At 62.8% G+C, this 594-nt stretch carries 2 protein-coding genes; both read left to right on the top strand.

The window, feature by feature from the left end; translation table 11 throughout:
• The coding region (locus EN935_RS39350) for a RidA family protein (RefSeq protein WP_164771896.1) at positions 1-222 on the top strand (222 nt) is incomplete at its 5' end.
• A gap of 14 nt (positions 223-236) precedes the next feature.
• Positions 237-594: glycerophosphodiester phosphodiesterase family protein (locus tag EN935_RS39345; protein WP_281040426.1), on the top strand; the 358-nt coding region annotated here is incomplete at its 3' end.

The following is a 594-nucleotide window of genomic DNA, read 5'->3' as shown; positions in this document are numbered from 1 at the left end:
GCGCTCGGCGACCTCGAGAAGATCCGCCGGCTGGTGAAGATCACCGTTTTCGTCGCCTCGACACCTGAGTTTGTCGAGCAGCATCTGGTTGCCAACGGCGCCTCAGACTTCCTGGTCGCGGCACTTGGCGAGCGCGGCAAGCATGCCCGTTCCGCTGTCGGCACGGCCTGCCTGCCGCTTAATGCCGCAGTGGAAATCGAAGCCATCTTCGAAGTCGAATGAGCCAGGGGACGATCATGACCGACATATCCTGGCTGACCGCCCGGCCCGTCGCCCATCGCGGCTTTCACGACATGAACAAGACGCGCTGGGAAAACACGCTTTCCGCTTTCACGGCGGCGGCCGAGCGCGGCTATGCGATCGAATGCGACGTGCACCTGTCGTCGGATGGCGTTCCCGTGATCATTCATGATGACGATTTGCAAAGGCTGACCGGCCAGGACGGTTTCGTCTGGCAACGCACCGCGGCGGAACTTACGGCGCTCAAGGTCGGCGGCACATCGGACCACCTGCCGACGCTGCAGGAAGCGCTCGACCTGATTGACGGCCGCGTGCCTATGGTTGTCGAGCTGAAAGGGATTCCCGGTCGTGACG

Origin of the sequence: Mesorhizobium sp. M7D.F.Ca.US.004.03.1.1 (assembly GCF_003998635.1) — a bacterium.
Taxonomy (GTDB): Bacteria; Pseudomonadota; Alphaproteobacteria; order Rhizobiales; family Rhizobiaceae; genus Mesorhizobium; species Mesorhizobium loti.
The sequence above is the reverse complement of the archived record's forward strand: the minus strand, read 5'-3'. Positions and strand labels throughout refer to the sequence as shown.